General features: G+C 61.3%; 14 protein-coding genes. 12 read left to right on the top strand and 2 right to left on the bottom strand.

The window, feature by feature from the left end:
- Positions 1-84 precede the first annotated feature (84 nt).
- The 11 genes from pilM (at position 85) to hemE (ending at position 14,581) form a co-directional block, all read left to right on the top strand.
- Positions 85-741 (top strand): type IV pilus biogenesis protein PilM, encoded by a 657-nt coding sequence (gene pilM / locus QF043_RS26670; protein WP_307420789.1) that lies wholly within the window; start codon positions 85-87, stop codon positions 739-741.
- Positions 738-1,289, top strand: a complete 552-nt coding sequence (locus QF043_RS26665) for a PilN domain-containing protein (RefSeq protein ID WP_307420788.1) — start codon at positions 738-740, stop codon at positions 1,287-1,289. The genes pilM and QF043_RS26665 overlap by 4 nt, the downstream gene beginning before the upstream one ends.
- Before the next feature lie 104 nt (positions 1,290-1,393).
- A complete protein-coding gene (locus QF043_RS26660) occupies positions 1,394-1,927 on the top strand; it encodes a type 4a pilus biogenesis protein PilO (protein WP_307420787.1) in 534 nt (177 codons plus the stop codon).
- On the top strand, positions 1,845-2,288 hold the full coding sequence (locus QF043_RS26655; RefSeq protein WP_307420786.1) for a pilus assembly protein PilP: 444 nt from the start codon (positions 1,845-1,847) through the stop codon (positions 2,286-2,288). Before QF043_RS26660 ends, QF043_RS26655 begins: the two co-directional genes overlap by 83 nt.
- A 69-nt stretch (positions 2,289-2,357) precedes the next feature.
- Positions 2,358-3,686: a type IV pilus secretin PilQ gene (locus QF043_RS26650; RefSeq protein ID WP_307421524.1), complete on the top strand. Its 1,329-nt coding sequence runs from the start codon at positions 2,358-2,360 to the stop codon at positions 3,684-3,686.
- Between the two features lie 4 nt (positions 3,687-3,690).
- On the top strand, positions 3,691-4,209 hold the full coding sequence (gene aroK, locus QF043_RS26645; protein ID WP_017138567.1) for a shikimate kinase AroK: 519 nt from the start codon (positions 3,691-3,693) through the stop codon (positions 4,207-4,209).
- A 123-nt stretch (positions 4,210-4,332) separates the two neighbouring features.
- The gene (gene aroB / locus QF043_RS26640) at positions 4,333-5,433 is read left to right on the top strand and encodes a 3-dehydroquinate synthase (RefSeq protein ID WP_305457147.1); all 1,101 of its coding nucleotides are present in this window, start codon (positions 4,333-4,335) and stop codon (positions 5,431-5,433) included.
- Between the two features lie 10 nt (positions 5,434-5,443).
- The gene (locus tag QF043_RS26635; RefSeq protein WP_307420785.1) at positions 5,444-7,018 is read left to right on the top strand and encodes an SPOR domain-containing protein; all 1,575 of its coding nucleotides are present in this window, start codon (positions 5,444-5,446) and stop codon (positions 7,016-7,018) included.
- A gap of 348 nt (positions 7,019-7,366) precedes the next feature.
- Positions 7,367-11,812: a glutamate synthase large subunit gene (gene gltB, locus QF043_RS26630; protein WP_307420784.1), complete on the top strand. Its 4,446-nt coding sequence runs from the start codon at positions 7,367-7,369 to the stop codon at positions 11,810-11,812.
- Positions 11,813-11,844: 32 nt separating this feature from the next.
- The gene (locus tag QF043_RS26625; protein WP_003187920.1) at positions 11,845-13,263 is read left to right on the top strand and encodes an FAD-dependent oxidoreductase; all 1,419 of its coding nucleotides are present in this window, start codon (positions 11,845-11,847) and stop codon (positions 13,261-13,263) included.
- A 250-nt stretch (positions 13,264-13,513) separates the two neighbouring features.
- On the top strand, positions 13,514-14,581 hold the full coding sequence (hemE, locus tag QF043_RS26620; RefSeq protein WP_034117349.1) for a uroporphyrinogen decarboxylase: 1,068 nt from the start codon (positions 13,514-13,516) through the stop codon (positions 14,579-14,581).
- Between the two features lie 102 nt (positions 14,582-14,683).
- Here hemE and QF043_RS26615 read toward each other — a convergent pair whose 3' ends face one another.
- Positions 14,684-15,910, bottom strand: a complete 1,227-nt coding sequence (locus tag QF043_RS26615; RefSeq protein WP_373460790.1) for an MFS transporter — start codon at positions 15,908-15,910, stop codon at positions 14,684-14,686.
- 172 nt (positions 15,911-16,082) lie between these two features.
- Here QF043_RS26615 and QF043_RS26610 point away from each other — a divergent pair, with 172 nt between their 5' ends.
- Positions 16,083-17,033, top strand: coding sequence for a LysR family transcriptional regulator (locus tag QF043_RS26610; protein WP_307420780.1), 951 nt, complete (start codon positions 16,083-16,085; stop codon positions 17,031-17,033).
- A gap of 294 nt (positions 17,034-17,327) precedes the next feature.
- Here QF043_RS26610 and QF043_RS26605 read toward each other — a convergent pair whose 3' ends face one another.
- A complete protein-coding gene (locus QF043_RS26605; protein WP_065930749.1) occupies positions 17,328-17,747 on the bottom strand; it encodes a hypothetical protein in 420 nt (139 codons plus the stop codon).
- Positions 17,748-17,767 lie beyond the last annotated feature (20 nt).

Genomic DNA, 17,767 nt, shown 5'->3' with positions numbered 1-17,767 from the left:
TTCGTGGCGGCCAAACAAGTCGACCGAATGCACGATTCCCAGCGGCAATCAGGCGGTATGACAGGCAAAGTTTTAGGGAGTTTTATGCGAAAGGGATTTTTCAGGCGCAAAGCCGGCACCCTGCTGGGCGTCGACATCAATGACACCGGTATCAAGCTGATTGAACTGGACCACACCGCCGGCGCTTACAGCGTCAAGGCATACGTCACGCAGGGGCTACCCGCCAATGCGGTTGTCGACGGCGCGCTGTTGGACCTTGAGGGGGTGGCGCAGGCGCTGCAACAGGCAATGTCACGGTTGCACACGTCTGCCCGGCAGGCGGCGGTGGCGGTATCGGGCCCGTCGGTCATCACGCGGGTGATCGACATGGAGGCGGGGCTCAGTGACGAGGAGATGGCCTGGATGATCCAGATGGAAGCTGACCAGTACATTCCTTACCCCCTGGACGACGTTGCCATCGACTTTCAGGTGCGCGGCCCTTCGCCCCAGGACTCGGCGCGGGTCGAGGTGGTGCTGGCTGCGTGCCTGAAGGAGCAGGTCGAGGCCCGCGCAGCGGTTTTGGCCCTGGCCGGGTTGGTTGCGCGAGTGGTGGACGTCGAAGGGTTTGCATTGGAGCGCGCTTGCCGTCAGGATTTCGCCAGCTTCATGCCGGGCCATCGAGTCGATGGCGCACAATGGGCCGTGGATGCCCACGGGATGGGAATTGCTTGCGGGCTGGCCCTGAGGAGTTTCGCTGGATGACACGAATCAATCTTTTGCCTTGGCGCCAGGCGCAGGCGGAACGGCGGCGTAAGTACTTCCTGATATTTCTGCTGGGGTTCGCCGGTGTGGCACTCGCGGCCGTGTGGCTGGCGGACCAGGTCATCGATCAGGCGATCGACCGGCAAGTGACGCGCAACAGCCAGTTGAACAAAAACGTCGCCATCCAGGACTCGCGCCTCAAGACCATCGATGACTTGCAGGAGCAGAGCCAGCAATTGGCCGCCCGAATGAAGGTCGTACAGGACCTGCAGGAATCCCGCTCGGCCGGCGCCCAACTATTGGACCAACTTGCCCGTGCCGTGCCCGATGGGGTGCACCTGCATGAGGTGGTTGCCAAGGGCAATACGGTGAGTGTCAGTGGCAGTGCCGATTCCAGCCAGGATATCGCTCAGCTGATGCGCCGCCTCGAAGCCTCTGAAGGTGCCCACGCAACCCGGCTGCAGCATGTGCGTGCGCAGGGCCAAGGTGGCGGCAACGAATTCCAGTTGATGGTGCGCCAAGGGGAATCCACCGAGGCCCAGCCTTGAGCCTGCCCAGGCTCGACTTTTCCACGCTTTCTCACAACGCTGCCAAATGGCCCCTACCGGCCAAGCTTCTCCTCGGCTGCGCGTTGGGGGGATTGGTGTGGGGGGTGGGCGAAGGTTGGCTGCTGGCCCCGGCACGTGAACAGTTGCACGGGCTGCAAGCGCAGACGCTGACGTTGCAACAGCAACTGACGCAAAAGACCGGCCTGGCCGCCGATCTTGAGGCGCGTGCCCATCAGGCCCAGAGAGAGCAGGCGCAGGTCGCCGAGCTGTTACGGCAGCTGCCCGGCGAATCGGACATGCCGGGCTTGCTCGAAGATATGGCGCGGCTGGCGGCGGCCAACGGTTTGGTGGTCGAAGGTGTCACGGTGCTGGGTGAACAGGCGCAGCCGTTCTACATCGAGGAACCGGTACAAGTCGGTGTGTTTGGCGCCTACCACGACCTGGCGAGCTTCATGAGTGCCTTGGGTGGTTTGCCGCGGATCGTCACTGTGCATGATGTGGTGCTTCGGTCTGAAGGGGGGTTATTGCGCCTGGATTTGCTGGCCAAGACTTATCGTGGCATGGGTGCGCGCGGCACGTCCGGGGCGGCTGTCGAGTCGGGGGTCGCACTTTGTCTACGACGCTGCGTCCCTGCGTGACCCGTTCCAGCCGCCTGCGGCGCAGGTCGACCACATGCCGGGCCAGCCCGCGCTTGCGCCGGACCTGGCGCGCAAGCGCGGCACGCTGGAAGGCCTGGCCGTCGACCAGTTCGAAATGGTCGGCACGCTTTCAATCGATGCGGTGTCGGTCGAAGCACTGCCCCATGGCCTGCAGACCTTCGCCCTGCTGCGTACACCTTCTGGCGTGCACCGGCTGGCGGTCGGCGACTACCTGGGGCCTAACCATGGCCGGGTCACGGCGATTCATTCCGGCCACATCGAACTGCTCGAACTGTTCCCGGACGAACAGGGCGCATGGCTTGCGCGTTCGCGAACCCTGGTGTTAAACGTCAACTCATAACGGAATCAAACAATGAAAAGGACTTTCTCGTCCTTCGGTGTGGCGCTATGGATAGCGTTCACGGCACCGATGGCATTTGCTGTGCCCAATCGCGTCGATCTGATCCAGCTGCCGTCTCCTGGCAGGGTGGTTCCCAGTGGCACCTACAACGGCGACACGCTGACCCTCAACTTCCAGAACATCGAATTGCGCGCCGTGTTGCAGCAAATTGCGGATGTGGCCGGGCTTAATCTGGTGGCCAGTGATGAAGTGCAAGGCTCGATCACTTTGCGGCTCAAGGATGTGCCCTGGGACCAGGCGCTGGATCTGGTGCTGCAAACCAAGGGCTTGGATAAGCGCGTGAAGGCCGGCGTTTTGCTGGTGGCACCCGCCGAAGAGTTGGCGGCCCGCGAGCTGCTGGCGCTGGAGTCGAGCAAGCAGATGGAAGAGCTGGCGCCCTTGCGGCGCGAGTTGCTGCAGGTCAATTACGCCAAGGCAGCGGACCTGGCCAAGCTGTTTCAGTCGGTGACAGGCGTTGACGGTTTTACCGATGAGCGCGGCTCGGTGGCGGTGGATGATCGCACCAACAACATCATCGCCTACCAGACCCGCGAGCGAATTGACGAGCTGCGGCGCATCGTGGCGCAGCTGGATGTGCCGGTACGCCAAGTGATGATCGAGGCGCGGATTGTCGAAGCCAATGTCGATTACGACAAAAGCCTGGGTGTACGCTGGGGCGGGCGGCTCAATCGCGGCAACTGGGGCGCGGGCGGTATCAGCAAACCGTTGGCCGAGGGTGCGGAGCCACCGGAGAATCCGCCCAGTTCGCCGTTTGTCGATATGGGCTCGCTTACCGGTACGGCTGGCCTGGGCATCGCTTTTATTACCGACAACCTGTTGCTGGACCTGGAGCTGACGGCCATGGAAAAAACCGGCAACGGCGAGATCGTCTCACAGCCCAAGGTGGTCACTTCCGACAAGGAAACCGCGCGCATCCTCAAGGGCACCGAGATTCCTTATCAGGAGTCCAGCTCGCGTGGTGCCACCTCGGTGTCGTTCAAGGAGGCTTCGCTGTCGCTGGAGGTGACCCCGCAAATCACCCCGGACGGCTGGGTGATCATGGAGGTCAAGGTCACCAAGGATGAGCCTGACTACCTGAACAAGCTCAACGACGTACCGCCGATCAAGAAAAACGAGGTCAACGCCAAGGTGCGGGTCAAGGATGGCGAGACCATCGTCATTGGCGGGGTTTTCTCCAATACCCAAAGCAAAGTGGTAGATAAAGTGCCATTTTTGGGCGATGTGCCGTATCTTGGCCGCCTTTTCCGGCGCGATGTGCTGGCGGAGAAAAAATCCGAGCTGCTGGTATTCCTGACTCCGCGTATTATGAATAACCAGGCGATTGCTGTGAGTCGTTGATTCTGTGCGAAATTTGATTCTTGTAGGACCGATGGGGGCTGGAAAAAGCACCATCGGCCGTTTGCTGGCCAAAGAGCTGCGCCTGCCGTTCAAAGATTCCGACAAGGAAATTGAATTGCGCACGGGTGCCAATATCCCATGGATCTTCGATAAGGAAGGCGAGCTGGGCTTTCGCGACCGCGAGCAGGCGATGATTGCCGAGCTGTGCGGCTGCGATGGCGTGGTATTGGCCACCGGCGGCGGTGCAGTGATGCGCGATGAAAACCGCCGGGCGCTGCATGCCGGTGGTCGCGTGGTTTATTTGCATGCATCGGTCGAGCAACAGGTGGGGCGTACCGCCCGCGATCGCAATCGCCCATTGCTGCGCACCGCGGACCCGGCAAAAACCTTGCGAGACCTGCTCACGCTGCGCGATCCGCTGTATCGGGAAATCGCCGATCTGGTGGTCGAAACCGATGAGCGGCCGCCTCGAATGGTGGTTCTCGACATTCTTGAGCGTTTGCAGCAGTTGCCACCCCGTTAAAGCCTGGCCCGAAATGCGCTATTCTCGGCGGCGCGCCATCATCCTTCGGGGTATGGCGCAGAGCCATCAGGCGACGAAGTTCCGAGCGTTGCCGATCGTACATATTTCTTCACGCGGGGACACATGCAGACACTTAAGGTCGATCTAGGCGAGCGCAGCTACCCAATCCATATTGGCGAAGGTCTGTTGGACCTGCCCGAGTTGCTCGCACCGCATATTGCCGGTCGGCAAGTGGCGATCATCTCCAATGAAACGGTCGCGCCGCTGTATCTTGAGCGTCTGAGCCGCAGCCTTGCGGCCTACTCGGTGATTTCGGTGATCCTGCCTGACGGTGAGGCCCACAAGAACTGGGAAACCCTGCAACTGATCTTTGACGGCCTGCTGACTGCACGGCATGACCGGCGTACCACGGTGGTCGCCCTGGGCGGCGGCGTGATCGGCGACATGGCCGGCTTTGCCGCAGCGTGCTACCAGCGCGGCGTGGACTTTATCCAGGTGCCGACCACGTTGTTGTCCCAGGTCGATTCGTCGGTGGGCGGCAAGACCGGCATCAACCACCCGCTGGGCAAGAACATGGTGGGTGCGTTCTACCAACCACAAGCCGTACTGATCGACACCGCGACCCTTAACACTTTGCCGCCGCGCGAGCTGTCGGCCGGTCTGGCGGAGGTCATCAAGTACGGGCTGATTTGTGACGAACCGTTCCTGACCTGGCTCGAAGAACACATGGACGCTCTGCGTGCCCTGGACCAGGTGGCACTGACCGAAGCGATTTCCCGTTCATGCGCCGCCAAGGCGCTGGTGGTGAATGCCGACGAACGGGAGTCCGGTGTGCGCGCCACCCTGAACCTGGGCCACACCTTCGGCCATGCGATCGAAACGCACATGGGCTATGGTGTGTGGTTGCACGGGGAAGCCGTGGCGGCCGGCACAGTAATGGCACTGGAGATGTCGCAGCGCCTGGGCTGGATCAGCGCCCAGGAGCGAGATCGTGGCATCCATCTGTTTCAGCGCGCCGGTTTGCCGGTTATTCCGCCGCAAGAGATGACCGAGGCGGATTTCCTCGAACATATGGCAATCGACAAGAAAGTGATCGACGGTCGCCTGCGACTGGTGCTGCTGCGCCATATGGGCGAAGCGGTAGTGACCGACGATTATCCGAAAGAGATTTTACAGGCCACGCTGGGAGCGGATTACCGCGCCCTGGCCCAGCTTAAAGGTTAATAAGATCCCGATGACTAGTTTGCATGCCGACGAGGCGTTCCTCGGCCACTACCAGTTAAGCCACGACCCTTTTGCTCCACGGGTGCCGGGCTTCAAATTCTTCCCTGCCCAGCGCAAGCCGGTGCTCGGTCAGTTGCACCACCTGGCGCGCTACAGCCAACTGTTGCTGGTAGTGACCGGCCCGTTGGGCAGCGGCAAGACCCTGCTGCGCCAGGCGCTGGTTGCCAGCACCAACAAGCAATCGGTACAGAGCGTGGTGGTGTCGGCCCGTGGTGCCGGTGATGCGGCCGGCGTACTGCGCCAAGTGGCCCAGGCGCTGAACGTTGCCAATGCCGAGCCAAACGCGATCCTCAAGCAGGTTGTGCAGTTGGGTCTCACCGGCCAGGAAGTCTACTTGCTGGTGGACGATGCCGAACAGCTCGACGAATCTGCCCTGGAAGCGCTGCTGGCGCTGGCTGCCGGTACGCCGGAAGGTCGCCCGCATGTGTTCCTGTTTGGCGAGTCGTCGCTGATCGCTGATCTGGAGCAGATCAGTGGCGAGCAGGAGCTGTTCCACGTCATCGAACTGCAGCCCTACGAAGAGGAAGAAACCCGCGAATACCTGGCTCAACGCCTCGAAGGCGCCGGTGCCGGTATCGAACTTTTCACGGCAAATCAGATCTCTGATATTCACGAAAGCGCAGGCGGCTGGCCTGGCACCATCAACCAGGTTGCCCGCGATGCCTTGATCGAAGCCATGATTGCCAGCCGCTCTGCGGTTAAGCGTCCAAAGATGGGGTTTACTATGCCTAAGAAGCACGTATTGGCGATTTCCGCCGTTGTCGTGGTCGCTGTCGCTGCTGCCTGGTTGATCCCGGGTCGCAGCAAGGCACCCGCCACCGCCGGCGCGCCAACCGAACAGGCGCAGTTGCCACTGGGCAAGCCCACGCCAAATGTCGAATTCGCCAACTCCGGCCAACCGACCAACCTGCCAATGGTCGGCCAGCCGGTCATGCGCGGCCCGCTGGCTGAAGCCGCCGGTGGCATCTCGGAAGGTGACGACGGTGTGCCGGTCGAAGGCTCCAGCGCCACGCCCCCCACCGTGACCACCACCGCACCGCCTGCCGGCGTTCCGGCTGGCCCGGCAGCCGCTCCAGTTGCCAAGCCGACGCCGACGCCGGCGCCGACCGTTGCTAGCGCCAAGCCAGCCCCGGTTGCCAAGCCTGTCGCGCCTGCGCCAGTGACCAAGCCGGCACCGGCCGCCAAGCCTGCTGAAAAACCTGCCACTGTTGCCAAGGCCGCTGCGCCTGCCGCCGCCGGCAGCAGCTGGTACACCAGCCAGCCAACGGGTAATTTCGTGGTGCAGATCCTGGGCACCAGCTCCGAAGCCAACGCCCAGGCGTTCGTGAAAGAGCAGGGCGGCCAGTACCGTTATTTCAAGAAAGTGCTCAACGGCAAGCCTCTCTACGTGATCACCTACGGCAGCTTCCCAAGCCGTGCCGCAGCTGATTCTGCGATCAAAGCCTTGCCAGCGAAGGTTCAGGCTGGTAAACCTTGGCCTCGCACTGTCGGCAGCGTTCAACAAGAACTCGCAACAGCTCGCTGAAGACCCGGCGGCCTTACCCAGGCCGCTCTCTCAGCACCTCAAAAAAACAACACAGCGTGCAGCCCTGAAGGCCGCGCGCTTTGTGGTGTCTGCGTCACGTAGCTTTTGAGTCGTAGCAGTCAGAATTAAAAAAGTTTTGACTAGCACAGCATATCGCTTTAAACCTTTCATAAATGCGACATAGATTTGCGACATTTCGTCGCTAAATTTGTGAGCGTTCGTGTCGGTGTGTACAATGACCTCCCTTTTGCCCCCGCTAAGCCGGCGTACGTTCGGCGTGGAAGGTAACCGGTTGAATTGAAAAGAAATTTGCCTCGGTATAAGAGGCAGCCTGGTGAGAAAGTGTCTATGAAAGCAGGTCTGTACCAACCCGATGAATTCAAGGATAACTGCGGTTTCGGCCTGATAGCCCACATGCAGGGCGAGCCCAGTCATACCCTTTTGCAAACGGCCATCGAGGCCCTGACCTGCATGACCCACCGCGGTGGGATCAACGCCGACGGCAAGACCGGTGACGGTTGCGGCTTGCTGATTCAAAAGCCCGACCAGTTCCTGCGCGCTGTCGCAAAACAGCAATTTGCGGTCGACCTGCCCAAGCAGTACGCCGTGGGCATGGTGTTTTTCAACCAGGACCCGGTAAAAGCCGAAGCCGCTCGCGAGAACATGAACCGCGAGATCCTGGCCGCCGGCCTGCAACTGGTTGGCTGGCGCAAAGTGCCGATCGACACCAGTGTGCTCGGGCGCCTGGCCCTGGAGCGCCTGCCGCAGATCGAACAAGTGTTCATCGCAGGCGATGGCCTCAGCGATCAGGACATGGCGATCAAGTTGTTCACGTCGCGTCGTCGTTCGTCGGTCTCCAACGCCGCCGACACCGACCACTACATCTGCAGCTTTTCGCACAAGACCATCATTTATAAAGGCCTGATGATGCCGGCGGATCTGACCGCCTTCTATCCGGACCTGAGCGACGAGCGCCTGCAAACCGCAATCTGCGTGTTCCACCAGCGCTTCTCCACCAACACCCTGCCGAAATGGCCGCTGGCTCAGCCATTCCGCTTCCTCGCCCACAACGGCGAGATCAACACCATCACCGGCAACCGCAACTGGGCCGTGGCCCGTCGCACCAAGTTCGCCAACGATTTGATGGACCTCGAAGAGCTGGGCCCGCTGGTTAACCGCGTGGGCTCCGACTCCTCCAGCATGGACAACATGCTCGAACTGATGGTCACCGGCGGCATCGACCTGTTCCGTGGCGTGCGCATGATCATTCCGCCTGCGTGGCAGAACGTCGAGACCATGGACCCGGACCTGCGTGCATTCTACGAGTACAACTCGATGCACATGGAACCGTGGGACGGCCCGGCTGGCGTGGTGATGACCGACGGCCGCTACGCGGTGTGCCTGCTCGACCGTAACGGTCTGCGCCCGGCGCGTTGGGTCACCACCAGCAACGGTTTTATCACCCTGGCGTCGGAAATCGGCGTGTGGGACTACAAGCCTGAAGACGTGATCGCCAAAGGCCGTGTAGGCCCAGGCCAGATCCTGGCCGTGGACACTGAAACCGGGCAGATCCTCGACACCGACGCCATCGACAACCGCTTGAAGTCGCGTCACCCGTACAAGCAATGGCTGCGCAAGAACGCCCTGCGCATCCAGGCGACCATGGAAGACAACGACCACGGTTCGGCTTTTTACGACGTCGACCAGCTCAAGCAGTACATGAAGATGTACCAGGTCACGTTCGAAGAGCGCGACCAAGTGCTGCGTCCGCTCGGCGAGCAAGGCTATGAGGCGGTCGGCTCCATGGGCGACGACACGCCAATGGCCGTGCTGTCCCAGCGCGTGCGCACGCCCTACGACTATTTCCGTCAGCAGTTCGCGCAGGTCACCAACCCGCCGATCGACCCGCTGCGCGAAGCCATCGTGATGTCGTTGGAAGTGTGCCTCGGTGCCGAGCGCAACATCTTCCAGGAATCACCTGAGCACGCCTCCCGTGTGATCCTCAGCTCGCCGGTCGTTTCCCCGGCCAAGTGGCGCTCGCTGATGACCCTGGATCGCCCAGGCTTCGATCGCCAGATCATCGACCTGAACTACGACGAGAGCCTCGGCCTTGAAGCCGCTGTGCGCAACGTCGCCGATCAGGCCGAAGAAGCTGTGCGCGCCGGTCGTACCCAGATCGTGCTGACCGACCGCCATATCGCGCCGGGCAAGCTGCCGATCCACGCTTCTCTGGCCACTGGCGCGGTACACCACCGCCTGACCGAAAAAGGCCTGCGTTGCGACTCCAACATCCTCGTGGAAACGGCTACTGCCCGCGACCCGCATCACTTCGCAGTGTTGATCGGTTTCGGCGCCTCGGCGGTTTACCCGTTCCTGGCCTACGAAGTGCTGGGTGATTTGATTCGTACCGGTGAAGTGCTGGGCGACCTCTATGAGGTGTTCAAGAACTACCGTAAGGGCATCACCAAGGGCTTGCTGAAGATCCTGTCGAAGATGGGCATCTCCACCGTCACGTCTTACCGTGGCGCACAGCTGTTCGAAGCCATCGGCCTGTCCGAAGAGGTTTGCGAGCTGAGCTTCCGTGGTGTGCCAAGCCGTATCAAGGGCGCGCGTTTCGTCGATATCGAAGCCGAACAGAAAGCCCTGGCAGCCGAAGCCTGGAGTGCGCGCAAGCCGATCCAGCAAGGCGGCCTGCTCAAGTTCGTGCACGGTGGCGAATACCACGCGTACAACCCGGACGTGGTCAACACCCTGCAAGCCGCTGTGCAGCAGGGCGACTACGCCAAGTTCAAGGAATACACCGCGCTGGTGGATAACCGCCCGGTGTCGATGATTCGCGATTTGTTCAAGGTGAAAACCCTGGACACGCCGCTGGCCATCAGCGAAATCGAGCCACTGGAATCGATCCTCAAGCGCTTCGACTCCGCCGGTATCTCTTTGGGCGCCTTGTCGCCCGAGGCTCACGAAGCCCTGGCCGAAGCCATGAACCGCCTGGGTGCGCGTTCCAACTCCGGCGAAGGCGGCGAAGACCCGGCGCGCTACGGCACCATCAAGAGCTCGAAAATCAAGCAAGTTGCCACTGGTCGTTTCGGTGTAACCCCGGAATACCTGGTCAACGCCGAAGTGCTGCAGATCAAAGTCGCCCAGGGTGCCAAGCCCGGCGAAGGCGGCCAGCTGCCAGGCGGCAAGGTCAACGGTCTGATTGCCAAGCTGCGTTACGCAGTGCCGGGCGTCACCCTGATTTCGCCGCCGCCGCACCACGACATCTATTCGATTGAAGACTTGTCGCAGCTGATTTTCGACTTGAAACAAGTCAACCCGCAGGCGCTGGTTTCGGTGAAACTGGTGGCAGAAGCTGGCGTGGGCACTATCGCCGCCGGTGTGGCCAAGGCCTATGCCGACCTGATCACCATCTCCGGCTACGACGGCGGCACCGGCGCTTCGCCGCTGACGTCCATCAAGTATGCCGGCGCGCCGTGGGAACTCGGCCTGGCCGAAACCCACCAGACCCTGCGCGGCAACGACCTGCGCGGCAAGGTACGGGTGCAGACCGACGGCGGCCTGAAAACCGGCCTCGACGTGATCAAGGCGGCGATCCTCGGCGCCGAAAGCTTCGGCTTCGGCACCGCGCCCATGATCGCCCTGGGCTGCAAATACCTGCGCATCTGCCACCTGAACAACTGCGCCACCGGCGTGGCCACTCAGAACGAGAAGCTGCGCAAGGATCACTACATTGGCACCGTCGACATGGTGGTAAATTTCTTCACCTACGTCGCCGAAGAGACCCGTGAGTGGCTGGCCAAGCTGGGCGTGCGTTCGCTGGAAGAGCTGATCGGCCGTACCGACTTGCTCGACATCCTCGAAGGCCAGACCGCCAAGCAACAGCACCTGGACCTGACGCCGCTGTTGGGCAGCGATCACATCCCGGCAGACAAGCCCCAATTCTGCCAGGTGGACCGCAACCCGCCGTTCGACAAAGGCCTGTTGGCCGAGAAGATGGTCGAAATGGCCAGTTCCTCGATCAATGACGCCAGCGGTGGCGACTTTGCCCTGGATATCTGCAACTGCGACCGTTCGATCGGCGCACGCATCTCCGGCGAAATCGCGCGCAAGCACGGCAACCAAGGCATGGCGAAAGCGCCGATCACCTTCCGCTTCAACGGCACAGCCGGCCAGAGCTTTGGCGTGTGGAACGCCGGCGGCCTGCACATGTACCTCGAAGGCGACGCCAACGACTACGTGGGCAAGGGCATGACGGGCGGCAAGCTGGTGATCGTTCCGCCTAAAGGCAGCATCTACAAGACTCAGGACAGTGCCATCATCGGCAACACCTGCTTGTACGGTGCCACCGGTGGCAAGCTGTTCGCTGCCGGTACTGCCGGTGAGCGTTTCGCCGTGCGTAACTCCGGTGCCCACACCGTGGTGGAAGGCACAGGCGATCACTGCTGCGAGTACATGACCGGTGGCTTTGTCGCGGTACTGGGCAAGACCGGTTACAACTTCGGTTCGGGCATGACCGGCGGTTTCGCCTACGTGCTCGACCAGGACAACACCTTCGTCGACAAGGTCAACCACGAGTTGGTCGAGATCCAGCGGATCAGCGGCGAAGCCATGGAATCCTACCGGAACCACTTGCAGCACGTGCTGGACGAGTACGTCGAGGAGACTGGCAGCGAATGGGGCCGTAACCTCGCCGAAAACCTCGATGATTACCTGCGTCGTTTCTGGCTGGTCAAGCCCAAGGCTGCCAACCTGAAATCGTTGCTTTCCAGCATCCGTGCCAACCCGCAGTGATATGCGCCTGAAGAGTTTGATGAGGTTTTAACATGGCTGAACGTCTGAATAACGACTTCCAGTTCATCGATGTCGGGCGCAAAGATCCGAAGAAGAAACTGTTGCGTCAACGCAAGAAAGAGTTCGTGGAAATCTACGAGCCCTTCAAACCCCAGCACTCGGCCGACCAGGCCCACCGCTGCCTGGGGTGCGGTAACCCGTATTGCGAATGGAAGTGCCCGGTGCACAACTTCATTCCCAACTGGCTCAAGCTGGTGGCCGAGGGCAACATCCTCGCCGCCGCCGAACTGTCGCACCAGACCAACACCCTGCCGGAAGTCTGCGGCAGGGTTTGTCCCCAAGACCGTCTGTGCGAGGGTGCCTGCACCCTTAACGATGGTTTTGGCGCGGTGACTATCGGTTCGGTGGAGAAGTACATCACCGACACCGCGTTCGCCATGGGCTGGCGCCCGGACATGTCCAAGGTCAAGCCGACCGGCAAACGCGTTGCGATCATCGGCGCAGGCCCGGCAGGCCTTGGCTGTGCCGACGTGCTGGTGCGTGGCGGCGTGACCCCGGTGGTGTTCGACAAGAACCCGGAAATCGGCGGCCTGCTGACCTTTGGCATCCCCGAGTTCAAGCTGGAAAAAACCGTGCTGAGCCACCGTCGTGAAGTCTTCACCGGCATGGGTATCGAGTTCCGTCTCAATACCGAAATTGGCAAAGACATCACCATGGAGCAACTGCTCGCCGAATACGACGCCGTGTTCATGGGCATGGGCACCTACACCTACATGAAGGGCGGCTTTGCCGGTGAGGACCTGCCGGGCGTGTATGACGCGCTCGACTTCCTGATCGCCAACGTCAACCGCAACCTGGGCTTTGAAAAGTCGCCGGAAGATTTCGTCGACATGAAAGGCAAGAAGGTCGTGGTACTGGGCGGTGGTGACACCGCGATGGACTGCAACCGCACCTCGATCCGCCAGGGCGCCAAGTCGGTCACCTGTGCGTATCGCCGTGACGAAGCCAACATGCCCGGCTCGCGCAAAGAGGTGAAGAACGCCAAGGAAGAAGGCGTGAAATTCCTCTACAACCGCCAGCCGATCGCCATCGTCGGTGAAGACCGTGTCGAAGGCGTGAAGGTGGTCGAGACTCGTCTTGGCGAGCCGGACGCCCGTGGCCGTCGCAGCCCCGAGCCGATCCCGGGTTCCGAAGAGATCATCCCGGCTGACGCCGTGGTTATCGCCTTCGGTTTCCGCCCAAGCCCGGCGCCGTGGTTCGAGCAGTTCGAAATCCAGACCGACAGCCAGGGCCGCGTGGTAGCCCCGGAGCAAGGCCAGTACAAGCACCAGACCAGCAACCCGAAAATCTTCGCCGGTGGCGATATGGTGCGCGGCTCTGACCTGGTAGTGACCGCGATCTTCGAAGGCCGCAACGCCGCCGAAGGCATCCTGGATTACCTGCAGGTCTGACCTGATCCTTGGTTGAAATGGGATCAAAATGTGGGAGCTGGCTTGCCTGCGATAGCGATGTTGAATTCACCACCGCCATCGCAGGCAAGCCAGCTCCCACACAAACCCCATTCCAGATAGGGTTTGGTGGTGTCTGTCATACCGCAAGACACCGCGACAAATTGACCCGATAGACAAAAGGCACGGCTCACTCCGTGCCTTTTGCGTCGCGCTCTGAGAAAATGCCCGCACTTTTTTTGCGGATGCCGACATGACTGCCCTCAAGAACGACCGTTTCCTTCGTGCCCTGCTCAAGCAACCCGTAGACGTCACGCCCGTGTGGATGATGCGTCAGGCCGGTCGCTACCTGCCGGAATACCGCGCCAGTCGCGCCAATGCCGGCGACTTCATGAGCCTGTGCATGAACCCGGAGTTCGCCTGCGAAGTCACGATGCAGCCGCTGGACCGCTACCCACAACTGGATGCGGCCATCCTCTTCTCCGATATCCTTACCATCCCTGACGCCATGGGCCAAGGCCTGTATTTTGAAACTGGCGAAGGCCCGCGTTTCAAGAAAGTCGTCAGCACCCTGGCCGACATCGAAGCCCTGCCGATCCCGGATCCGCACAAAGACCTCGGTTACGTGATGGATGCCGTGAGCACCATCCGCCGCGAGCTTAACGGCCGCGTGCCGCTGATCGGCTTCTCCGGCAGCCCGTGGACCCTGGCCACCTACATGGTCGAAGGCGGCTCGTCGAAAGACTTCCGCAAAACCAAGGCCATGCTCTACGACAACCCGCAAGCCATGCACCTGCTGCTGGACAAGCTGGCGCAGTCGGTTACCAGCTACCTCAACGGCCAGATCATGGCTGGCGCGCAAGCGGTGCAGATCTTCGACACCTGGGGCGGCAACCTGTCGTCGGCGGCGTACCAAGAGTTCTCCCTGGCCTACATGCGCAAAATCGTCAGCGGCCTGATCCGCGAACACGAAGGTCGCAAAGTGCCGGTGATCATGTTCACCAAAGGCGGCGGCCTGTGGCTGGAAAGCATTGCTGATGCCGGTGCCGATGCACTGGGCCTGGACTGGACCTGCGACCTCGGCGAAGCCCGCCGTCGCGTCGGCAACCAGGTCGCGCTGCAAGGCAACATGGACCCGACCGTGCTCTACGCCAAACCGGAAGCGATCCGCACCGAAGTCGGCCGCATCCTGGCCAGCTATGGCAAGGGCAGCGGCCACGTGTTCAACCTCGGCCATGGCATCACGCCGGAAGTGAACCCGGAGCATGCGGGCGCGTTCCTGCGTGCGGTGCATGAGCTGTCGGCGCAATACCACGAATAAAACGCAAACCAAATGTGGGAGCTGGCTTGCCTGCGATGGCGGTGGTGAATTCACTATTGCTATCGCAGGCAAGCCAGCTCCCACATTAAAAGCAGGACTGCGTCAGGCTTTCACGTGCCCCAGCGGCGGCAATTTCGCCAGCTTCAGCGCCACCAGCAGCGCACCCATCAGCAACGCCACGATAAACCCGCCAATCCCGTTCCACCCGGCAAAGTGCCAGAAGAACCCGCCCGCCGTCCCCGCGATACTCGACCCTGCGTAGTAGCAGAACAGGTACAGCGACGACGCCTGCCCTTTGGCCTTCACCGCCCGCCGCCCAATCCAGCTGCTGGCCACCGAATGCGCGCCGAAGAAGCCGAAGGTGAAGATCAGCATGCCCGGCACCACCAGCCACAGCGGCGTGAACAAGGTCAGCACCATGCCCGCAAGCATCAGCACAATCGTGCCCCACAGCACGCGACGGCGGCCGAGACGGTCGGCCAGGGAGCCGATTTTCGCCGAGCTGTAGATGCCCGACAGGTACACCAGCGACAACAGGCCGACCACCGCCTGGCTCAGCTCATAAGGCGAGGCCAGCAGGCGATAGCCGATGTAGTTGAACATCGTCACGAACGCGCCCATCAACAGGAAGGCTTCGAGAAACAGCCACGGCAGGCCGGCGTCCTTGAAGTGCATGACAAAACCGTCCACCAGGTTGCGCGGCTTGAGGCTGCTGGCGCGGAAGTTGCGCGATTCGGGGAGGATTTTCCAGAACACCGTGGCCGCGATCAGCGCCAGCGCGCCGATGATCAGCATTGCGGTGTGCCAGCTGACAAAGTCGATCAACACGCCGATGATCAGGCGCCCGCTCATGCCGCCAATCGCGTTGCCGCCGATGTACAGGCCCATGGCCAGGCCGATGTGCTGTGGGTGGATCTCTTCACTCAGGTACGTCATCGCCACGGCGGCCAGGCCGCTTAGCGACAAGCCCACCAGCGCACGCATCAGCAGAATACCTTCCCAGGTCGGCATCAAGCCGCTGGCGATGGTGGCCAGCGCGGCACAGAACAACGCAGCAACCATCACCGGTTTACGCCCCAGTCTGTCGGAAATCGGCCCGGTGATCAGCAGCCCCAGCGCCAGCATCGCCGTAGCAACAGAAAGGATCAGGCTGCTTTGCGCCGCATTGATGGAAAACTCGTGGGACAGCGCCGGCATCATCGGCTGCACGCAGTACAGCAGGGCAAAGGTGGCAAACCCGCCGGAGAACAGCGCCAGCACCGTGCGCATGAACATCGGCGTGCCTTTTTCGATGTACTCGTCATTGAGCTGAGCGACCACCTCATCCAAAGCGGTAGGCGGGACTTCTTGAGCGAATGGCGCGACAGCAGATTTCACGGGGACCTCGGGGAGGAAAAGCCTGCCAGGACTGGCAATACGAAAAAGAATATAGCTGCCTAATGATTCTTTCCAATATATTGTTCGACCTGTTTAAGAGCTTTTACGACCTAATGAGGTTTGCATGGAATTGCGTCACTTGCGGTACTTCATTGCCGTCGCCGAAGAGCTGCATTTTGGCCGCGCCGCACAGGTGCTGGGCATCTCGCAGCCGCCGTTGAGCCAGCAGATCCAGGCGCTGGAACACGAAGTGGGCGCACGCTTGTTTGAGCGTACCAACCGTCGTGTGGAGTTGAGCGAAGCGGGCCGGTTATTCCTGCACGAGGCGCGTTTGGTGCTGGCGCAAGTGGATAAAGCCGCCGACGTGGCGCGCCGCGCGCAACTGGGGGAGTTAGGCGAACTGAAGATCGGCTTCACCTCGTCGGCGCCATTCAACGCCAGCATTCCACAGGCGATCTTTGCGTTTCGTAAAGCCTTCCCGGCGGTGCACCTGAATTTGCAGGAAATGAGCAGCACCGAGGTGGCCGAGTCGCTGGTGGATGAGTCGATTCAGGTAGGCCTGATGCGCCCGCTGCCGTTGCCGGATTCTCTAAGCGTGATCGAGTTGATGCGCGAGCCGTTGGTTGCGGTATTGAACGCTGGCCATCCGTTGGTGGAAGGCAGCGAGCGCGGCCTGCACCTGGCGCAACTGGCCGAGGAGCCATTTGTATTTTTCCCGCGCACCTACGGCAGCGGCCTCTACGCTCAGCTGCTCAACCTGGCCCGCGATGCCGGCTTCAGCCCGCACTTCGCCCAGGAAGCCGGGGAGGCGATGACCATCATCGGCCTGGTGGCGGCGGGGTTGGGGGTATCGGTGCTGCCGGCGTCTTACCAGCGCATCCGCATTGATGGGGTGTTCTATCGCACCTTGCTCGATCGGGAGGCCGTGACGGCGGTGTGGCTGGTGCAACGCAAGGGTGCGCAAACGCCAATGGCCAAGGCCTTTGTGGAGTTGCTAGTGGCGAGCGGGCTTGTTGTGGCGAGCGGGCTTGTCCCGCGTTGGGTTGCGAAGCAGCCCCAAAACCTGACACCGTGATCTGCATGAAATAACGCGGTGATTTTATTGGGGCTGCTGCGCAACCCAACGCGGGGCAAGCCCGCTCGCCACATGTACTGTGCTAGTCGTGAGGACGGCGGCGCTTTGCCACCGATTGCAGGTGACCGGTTTTCAGGCATACTGGCCAGGTTCCCGAAAGGGGCTTGTGAGACTCTGAGGATCCTGGGTAACCAGCCATCGCAGAGCCGGACAGGAAGTGGCGATGACAAGCCGGCCTGTTTGTGAAAAGGGCGCCGAAAGGCGCCCTTTGTCGTTTCTGCAGAACGCAAAGCCTCAGTTCTGCTTCAACGCCTCCACGCCATTGATTCCCGCACTCTGCAAGCCCGCCATGATGTCGCGGTCCAGCATGCTCACCCAGCGGTTGTAGTTGCGATGAATCTTGCCGTCCTTGTAGCCCAGGTCGCGGCTGTCGCGGTAGGTGATGGCGTAGCTGGTGCGGGTGTAGCGGATATCGATTTCGGCGTGGAATTGGTTACGCACGGTGATTTCGGCCTGCACCAGTTGCGGGCTCAGGCGTTGCACGGTCCACTCGCGTTTTTGCAGGGCCGCGACGATCACCTGTTTGATTTTCTCTTCGCTGAGCTGGGCCGTGGCCGGCAAATCGTGCTGGGTGTTGAGCACGGGTTTGCTGGTGCAACCGGCGGTGGTCAGCAGGGCCAGAGTGATCAGGGTGGCGCGTAGCAAGGAAGACATTCCGTTTTCTCCAATCAATT

Source organism: Pseudomonas sp. W3I7, from assembly GCF_030816095.1.
GTDB classification, from domain to species: Bacteria; Pseudomonadota; Gammaproteobacteria; order Pseudomonadales; family Pseudomonadaceae; genus Aquipseudomonas; species Aquipseudomonas salomonii.
The sequence above is the reverse complement of the archived record's forward strand: the minus strand, read 5'-3'. Positions and strand labels throughout refer to the sequence as shown.